Origin of the sequence: Albidovulum sp. (genome assembly GCF_049646345.1) — a bacterium.
In the GTDB taxonomy this organism is placed as follows: domain Bacteria; phylum Pseudomonadota; class Alphaproteobacteria; order Rhodobacterales; family Rhodobacteraceae; genus Albidovulum.
In genome coordinates this window covers 1-7,053 of sequence record NZ_JBARVQ010000514.1, presented here as the reverse complement: position 1 = coordinate 7,053, position 7,053 = coordinate 1, and the positions used below count along the sequence as shown (strand labels likewise).

6 protein-coding genes are annotated in these 7,053 nt (G+C 65.3%); 2 read left to right on the top strand and 4 right to left on the bottom strand.

Translation table 11 applies throughout. The features are described 5' to 3' along the window. On the bottom strand, window positions 1-288 hold a 288-nt coding region (locus WBB85_RS13145; RefSeq protein WP_432639057.1), incomplete at its 3' end, for an anthranilate synthase component II. A gap of 137 nt (window positions 289-425) precedes the next feature. Here WBB85_RS13145 and WBB85_RS13140 point away from each other — a divergent pair. After that, window positions 426-2,216: a divergent polysaccharide deacetylase family protein gene (locus tag WBB85_RS13140; RefSeq protein ID WP_432639056.1), complete on the top strand. Its 1,791-nt coding sequence runs from the start codon at window positions 426-428 to the stop codon at window positions 2,214-2,216. 52 nt (window positions 2,217-2,268) lie between these two features. Here WBB85_RS13140 and trpE read toward each other — a convergent pair whose 3' ends face one another. Both trpE and WBB85_RS13130 read right to left on the bottom strand, forming a co-directional pair. Next, window positions 2,269-3,774 (bottom strand): anthranilate synthase component I, encoded by a 1,506-nt coding sequence (gene trpE, locus WBB85_RS13135; RefSeq protein WP_432639058.1) that lies wholly within the window; start codon window positions 3,772-3,774, stop codon window positions 2,269-2,271. Between the two features lie 17 nt (window positions 3,775-3,791). Continuing rightward, window positions 3,792-5,642, bottom strand: a complete 1,851-nt coding sequence (locus WBB85_RS13130) for a SurA N-terminal domain-containing protein (RefSeq protein ID WP_432639055.1) — start codon at window positions 5,640-5,642, stop codon at window positions 3,792-3,794. A 201-nt stretch (window positions 5,643-5,843) separates the two neighbouring features. On the opposite strand from WBB85_RS13130, the gene WBB85_RS13125 reads away from it, so the two are divergent. After that, window positions 5,844-6,362: a hypothetical protein gene (locus WBB85_RS13125; protein WP_432639054.1), complete on the top strand. Its 519-nt coding sequence runs from the start codon at window positions 5,844-5,846 to the stop codon at window positions 6,360-6,362. Window positions 6,363-6,366: 4 nt separating this feature from the next. Here WBB85_RS13125 and WBB85_RS13120 read toward each other — a convergent pair. Further along, window positions 6,367-7,053, bottom strand: a 687-nt coding sequence (locus WBB85_RS13120; protein ID WP_432639053.1) for an aminotransferase class I/II-fold pyridoxal phosphate-dependent enzyme, incomplete at its 5' end; no start/stop codon positions are given.

Below are 7,053 nucleotides of genomic sequence, written 5' to 3'. Positions count from 1 at the left end.
GCGGATGACCTTGCCGCCGAAGACCTGACCGATGGTCTGATGGCCGAGGCACACGCCCAAAAGCGGAGTGTTCGTTTCGGCCGCCGCTTCGGTCATGGCCAGGCAGATGCCCGCCTGATCGGGGGTGCAGGGGCCGGGCGACAGCACGATGGCCGAGGGTTTCAGTGCCATCGCCTCTTGCACATTCAGCGCGTCATTGCGGTGGACGACGACATCGGCGCCCAATTCGCCCAGATAATGCACGAGATTGTACGTAAAGCTGTCGTAATTATCGATCAGTAGCAACATAAGGGCACCTTCGCGGATTGCAGGTGCAATCGGGGGGTGATCGCGCCCGCGTGTCGGGCTATACATGGTCAGAGCAGTCCGGCGGGGTCAAGGCAAGATGCGCCCCGGACCGCAGGATTGAGGCGTCGGAGGCAGACGTGGGCAAAGGTCTATTTTTGGGGTTGCTGGCCGGATCTCTGGTCAGTGTGGCGGGTCTTTCAGTGGTTTCGCTGATGGCGCCGCCGTTGCGGGATTCGGGATCGGCACCTGAGGCGGTCACGGCAAGCAGCGATGCAGACGCGTCCGGATCGGAGCCGAGCACACCGGAAGCGGGGGAGGTGGCTGTGGCCGCGCCCGAGACGGTGACGAGCCCGGAGCCCGAACCTGAGGCGGCCGCTGAGGTTGCACCCGCCGAAATGGCAGAGCCCGAGGCCGAGGTTGAGCCAGAGGCCGTCGCTGAGGCGGAACCGGCCGGGATGGCCGCGCCAGAGCCAGAGACCGAGCTGGCAATGGCCGCTGATCCGGCTGATGCCCAGCCCGAAGCGCCGGTGGTTGAAGCGCCCGCCGGGTCCGAATTCACCCGCGAGCGGCCGGATGAAGACCCGGTCGCGCCTGCGGCCGAGGCGGCACCGGAAAGCATGGACGCCCCGGTGGTCGAGGCCCCGGCCGCCGAAACCGCGCCAGACCTGCCCGAAGTGACACCCGCCGAAGCGCCGGAAAGCCAGTCCGCCGCGCCCGAGGCGATCCCAGCACCGGACACGACCGCGCCGGAAGCCCTGGCCGAAGTCCCCGCTGCCGAGCAATCGGTTCCCGTACCACCCCAGGGAGAGGCCGAAGCGCCGGAACTGGGGCAGGGCGCTGCGTCAGATGCGGCATTGGCGCTTGTGCCCGAACCGGAATCCTTGCCCGAGATCCCCGCCTCTGAAGTGGCGCGAAATGCGCAACCCGAAGCGCTTCCCGCCGTCGAACCGGAGCCAGAAGAAGAACAGGTGGCCGAGGCCGCGCCAGTCATAGACCCGGAGCCTGAAATGGCGCCGGAAGAGGAAGCAGAGGCCGGAGAGGAACCCTTGCCGGAGGCTGGGGCCGAGGATGAGCAGAAGCCGGTGATCATCGGCGTCGGCCTGCAGCCGCGCATAGGCTCTGATACCGGGCCGCAGACCGGATTTTCGAATTCGGTTCCCGGCGTGAAGATCAACCGTTTGCCTAGCATCAGTGGCGATACCGCCGAAGTACCCGTCGTCGAAACCGAAATCACACCTGAAATCGGAGAGATTTCCGCTTTTCAGCGCCGCGCGGTGGCGATCGACAATCCCGATGCCCTGCCGTTGATCGGCGTGGTCCTGACCGACCCGGCATCGGGCGGGGTGTCGGCCGAAGCGCTTGCCGGGATTTCACAGCCGGTCACCGTGGCCATCGACCCGACCCGGGCCGACGCGGTTGAACGGGCTGCCGCCCTTCGTGCCGCAGGCATTGAGATCGCGATTTTGGTGCCCGAACTGCCCGCCGGCGCCACGGCGTCGGATCTGGAGGTCAGCTATCAGGCCTTTACGCAGGCTTTGCCTGACGCGGTGGCGATCATCGGTGCGCCCGACGCCCCGTTCCAGAGCGACCGGCGTATGGCGCAACATGTGGTGGCGCTGCTTGCCTCGGACGGGCGTGGGCTGGTGACCTATGACCGGGGCCTGAACCCGGCGCGGCAGGCGGCAGAAAGCAAGGACGTGCCGAATGCGGTCGTCTATCGCCAGCTTGATGCGCGCGGGGAATCGCGCCTGACCATGCGGCGCTATCTGGACCGTGCCGCTTTCGAGGCAGCGCAGACCGGGCAGGTTCTGGTCGTGGCAGAGGCAAGCCCGGAAGCGGTGGCTGCGCTGAGCGACTGGACGATATCGGGTGCGAAAGACACGCTGGTCGCGCCGGTTTCCGCCCTGATGGTTCCGGCCGAAGAATAAGTAGCCCGACCATTCGCCAAGGCGTTTCGCGTTCGGCGCAAGACGCCTTGGCTCAGGAATTGCCACCCCGGACGAACAGCCCCGCATCCTCGGCGGCAGCTTTCAGCGCGCGGGATTTGTTCACGGTCTCCTGGAACTCAGCCTCCGGGTCGCTGTCATAGACGACACCGCCACCGGCCTGGATGTAGAGTTTTTCATCCTTCACCACGGCTGTGCGCAGAGCGATGCACATATCCATCTCGCCATTGGCGGCGAAATAGCCGACGCCGCCACCATAGATGCCGCGTTTTTCCGGCTCAAGCTCGTCGATGATCTCCATCGCCCGCACTTTCGGTGCGCCGGAAACGGTGCCTGCGGGCAGGCCCGCGAGCAGGGCTGACAGCGCGTCCTCATCCTCGCGGATCTCGCCCACCACGTTCGAGACGATATGCATGACGTGGGAATAACGTTCGACGATGAATTTCTCGGTCGGATGCACGCTGCCGACCTTGGCAACCCGACCCACATCGTTGCGGCCGAGGTCCAGCAGCATCAGATGCTCGGCCAGTTCCTTTTTGTCGGCCATGAGGTCGGCCTCCAGCGCCCGGTCCTCATCCGGTGTCGCGCCGCGCGGGCGGGTGCCTGCGACGGGGCGCACCGTCACTTCGTCATCGCGCAGACGCACCAGAATCTCGGGGCTGGCCCCGACGATATGGAACGAGCTGAAATTGAAGAAGGTCAGAAAGGGCGAGGGGTTGGTGCGCCGCAGCGAGCGGTAGAGCGCGAAGGGCGGCAGGGTAAAATCGGCGGTCCAGCGCTGCGACGGGACAACCTGAAAGATGTCGCCTGCGCGGATATAGTTCTTGGCCGTCTCGACCGCGGCGCGGTATCCCTCGGGCGTGAAGTTCGACTTCATCTCACCCAGATGCGCGGCATCGCCGAGCGAGCGGGTTTCGCCCGCCGGGGTCCGCTCCAGATCGCGGACCGCATCCATCACCCGTTCGGCCGCCTGCGCGTAGGCCGCACGGGCGGACAGGCCGGACCCGATCCAGGCTGGGGAGCAGACCGTCACCTCACTTTTAACGGCATCGAGAACCGCGATGATCGTCGGCCGCATCAAAGTGGCGTCCGGCACCCCGATCGGGTCGGGGTTGACGTTCGGCAGATGCTCTACCAGCCGGATCATGTCATAGCCGAGATAGCCGAACAGTCCCGCTGCGATGGCCGGAATGCCCTCGGGCATGTCGATCCGGCTTTCTGCGATCAGGGCGCGCAGCGTGTCAAGCGGGTGGCCCTCCAGCGCTTCGAACGCATCCGTGTCAAAGCGCGCCTGCCGGTTGATGCGGCTTTGGGTCCCGCGACAATCCCACACAACATCCGGCTTCAGCCCGACTACCGAATACCGCCCGCGCACCTCGCCGCCGGTCACCGATTCGAGCATGAAGCTCATCGGCTGTGCCTCGGCGAGTTTCAGCATCAGCGAGACCGGCGTGTCGAGATCGGCGGCCAGCCGTGTATAGACCAGCTGATTGCGGCCCTCGGCCCATCCGGCCTCAAACGCGTCGAATGCGGGGATCATCGCCACGGGGTCCGCCTTCAGTTCATCTGTGCGTGGACGGCGTTCAGCGCGGCGTTGTCCAGCGTGACGCCTGCTTCGGTCTCGATCGATTGGGTGAAAAGCTGGAACATGTCCTCGCTCATCGCCTGCCCGACCTGCGCCGAAAGGGCTGTGCTGGTGCGGGTCGTATCGTCCGCTGCCGCATCGGCCGGGGTGATGCCGGTCAGGGCCGTGACAAAGACCTTGCCGCCCGCATCGACTATGGTGGCGCCGCCCTGTGTCAGGGCAAACACCTCTTCCACGACCTGGGCCGGCGTGTCGGCGATGAAACCGTCGCGCGCAAAATCCTGGTAGCGGGTCGCGATCACACCGGTCGCTTCAAGCGCTTTGCCGCCTTCGATCCGGGTCTTCAGCGTCTCGGCCAGGGCCAGCAGACGGCTATGGGTTTCGGCGGTCGTCCAACCTTCGACAACAGCATCGCGCACCTCGTCCAGCGGGCGCACAGCAGGCGGGTCCACCCGGTCAAGGCGCAGGGCGAAGACACCGCCATCGTCGAGCGATGCGAGCGCGGGGAAATCCTCGGCCGTCGCCGCTGCCGCGGCATCGCGGAAGGCCGGATAGGCGGCAATGCCGTCGTCGGTATCGGTCGTGACCGCGATCTGCCCCAGTTCCATGCCGGTCTCGTGCGCCACCTCTTCCAGCGTGGCACCGCTGGCCAGCAGATCCTCGATCCCGTCGCTGCGGTCAGCGACCAGACGGCGGGCGCGGTCGGCGGATGCCTCGGCGGCCAGATCGTCGCGGGCCTCTTCAAAAGTCACTTCGCGAGCGTCGAGAATGCCGTTCATGGCATAAAGCGCCGGACCAAGATCCGAGGCAATCGGGCCGACAACACCCGGCGCGTCCAGCGCAAAGACAGCGTCGCCCGCCGCACCAAGATCGGCCTTCGATTGTTCGCCAAGATCGATATCGGCAAGGCTCAGACCGCGCTCCGCCGCCAATGCCTCGAACGTGGCCTCCCCGGCGACATAGCGCGCCTTGGCCGCCGTCGCGGCAGCCTCATCAGGATAGACCAGACGTTCCACCAGCCGCTGTTCGGGCGTGACATAATCGTCGATCCGCTCGTCATAGACCGCGCGCAGGGCGGCCTCGTCCAGCGTGACCTCATCCGTCAACATCTCGGGCGAAAGCCAGACATAGCTAATCTGCCGCGCCTCAAGGGCGGTGAAGGCGGCGGGGTTCGCGTCGTAGTAGGCTGTGATTTCTTCCTCTGTCGGTGCCGGAACCGCATCCGGCAGGTCAAAGGCCACAAGCTCGGCCAGCGAGAAGCTGCGGGTTTCATGCAGCCAGGCGGCGACCTCATTCACAAAGCTTTCGGGGGCCACCGCGCCGCCCAGAACAGCGCCCTGCAGCAGGGTCCGCGCCACTTCATCGCGCAGCTTAGCCTCGAACTCGTTCTCGCTCAGCCCCTCTTGCCGAAGGGTCAGCGCATAGGCGTCACGGTCGAAATTGCCGTCGAGACCGTCGAAAGCCGGGATTTCCAGAATGCGCTCGCGCACCGCGGCATCGCCCACCGAAAGGCCGATCTTTTCCGCCTCGTTCTCAAGCGCCGCCGAGGCGATGAGACGGGCCTGAACCGAGCGGTCAATGCCGAAAGCCTGGGCCTGGGCGAAACTGACCGGCTGGCCAATCTGTGCCGACATCGCGGCGATTTCCCGGTTCAGCGTGCGGGCATAATCGCGCAGATCGATCTCGCGGTCGCCGACCGAACCCAGGGACCGTACCGAGCCACCGAAATTCGTGGCCCCAAAGCCGCCAAGGCCAAGGATCAGCATCCCCATAAGGATCCAGATGATCGTATTGCCGCGCTTCTTGCGCAGGGGGCTCGACATGGGGGCATCCCTTTCGAAAGACCAGTTCTGACGGTGTTTAGGCCAGTGGGACGGGCGGGGCAAGGCTCGTCACAGCATGGACGGGTCGCTTGACGGGGCGGGTGCGGAAATATAACTGACTAAAATACTCAAAAAACAGGTATTGCCATGATAGAAGTCTTTCGCGTCCTCCTTATTCTCACGCATCTCATGGGGTTTTCGGTGGCCCTGTATCTGGTCATGCGGGAAGACCTGCGGTTTCTTTCGACCCCCCGGCTTGACCTGCATGACCTGCACGCGACGGCCCGTGGCGTTAGTGGAGCGCTTGCGGTCCTGTTCCTGTCCGGTGCGTCGGTGATCTGGATCGACACCGGCTTTGATCCTGCCGAAATAGTGGCGCGACCCAAGCTGATGGCCAAGCTGGCCGTCATATGTGTTCTGGTGCTGAACGGCGCGCTGATGCATGCCCTGCTGTTTCCGTTGCTGGCGGGGCAGCACCTGCGCAGCCGGGCCGTGGCGCTGCTGGCGAGCCTGCAGGGCGCGGTTTCGTCAGTTTCCTGGCTTTTCGCGACGTTCATCGGCGTGGCCAAGCCGCTGGCCGGGCCGCTTGGATTTGAGGGTTTCATGGCGCTCTATGCGCTGGCGCTTGCCGGTGGTGCGGCCGTTGCCCTGACTGTGATCGCGCCACGCTTCCATCGGCTTGCGAATGGGGGGCAGGTTAGAGTGGGTGGGGCGGCCTGACCGGTCAGGCGGTCCACGCCGCCAGCCGCCTGATCATCTCGTCGATCCCGTCCACGCCGATATTGGCAAAGGCGATCCGCACTTCGGTTGCCCCGCGCGGATCGTCAGCCGGGCGGAACATGGTGCCGGGCAGAAGCAGTATACCCGCCTCGCGCACCAGCCGCTTGGCCAGTTCGGGTGCGGGCAGGGGATGGGGATGCGCGGCATAGGCGAAGAAGGCGCCGCAGCCCATCAGAGTCCAGCCGGGCAGACGGGTGAACCCGGCCTCCATCGCCCGGCGCCGGGCCAGAATTTCATCGCGCTCGCCCGCCACCCATTGCGACAGGTTCCGCATGCCCCAAAGCGCGCCGATCTGGCCCAGCTGGCTGGGGCAGATCGCAACGCAGTCAAGGAACTTCTCTGCCTCGCTCAACCGTCCGGCATCAGCAACAATGGCACCAACCCGGTGGCCGGTCAGCCGGTAGGCCTTGGAGAAGGAATAAAGATGGATGAGCGTGCCGCGCCAATCGGGATCGGTGAAAAGGTCATGTGGCGCGCCGGTGCGGGCGTCGAAATCGCGGTAAGTCTCATCGACGATCAGCGCGATGCCCCGTGATTTGGCCAGATCGTAGAAGGCGCGAAGGATTTCCGCCGGATATTCGACGCCGCCGGGATTGTTCGGCGTGACAAGGACGATGGCATGGGTGCGGTC

Coding starts and splice junctions, on each gene's coding strand:
- WBB85_RS13130 (WP_432639055.1), bottom strand. CDS start 5,642: ATGTCGAGCCCCCTGCGCAAGAAGCGCGGCAATACGATCATCTGGATC.
- trpE (WP_432639058.1), bottom strand. CDS start 3,774: ATGATCCCCGCATTCGACGCGTTTGAGGCCGGATGGGCCGAGGGCCGC.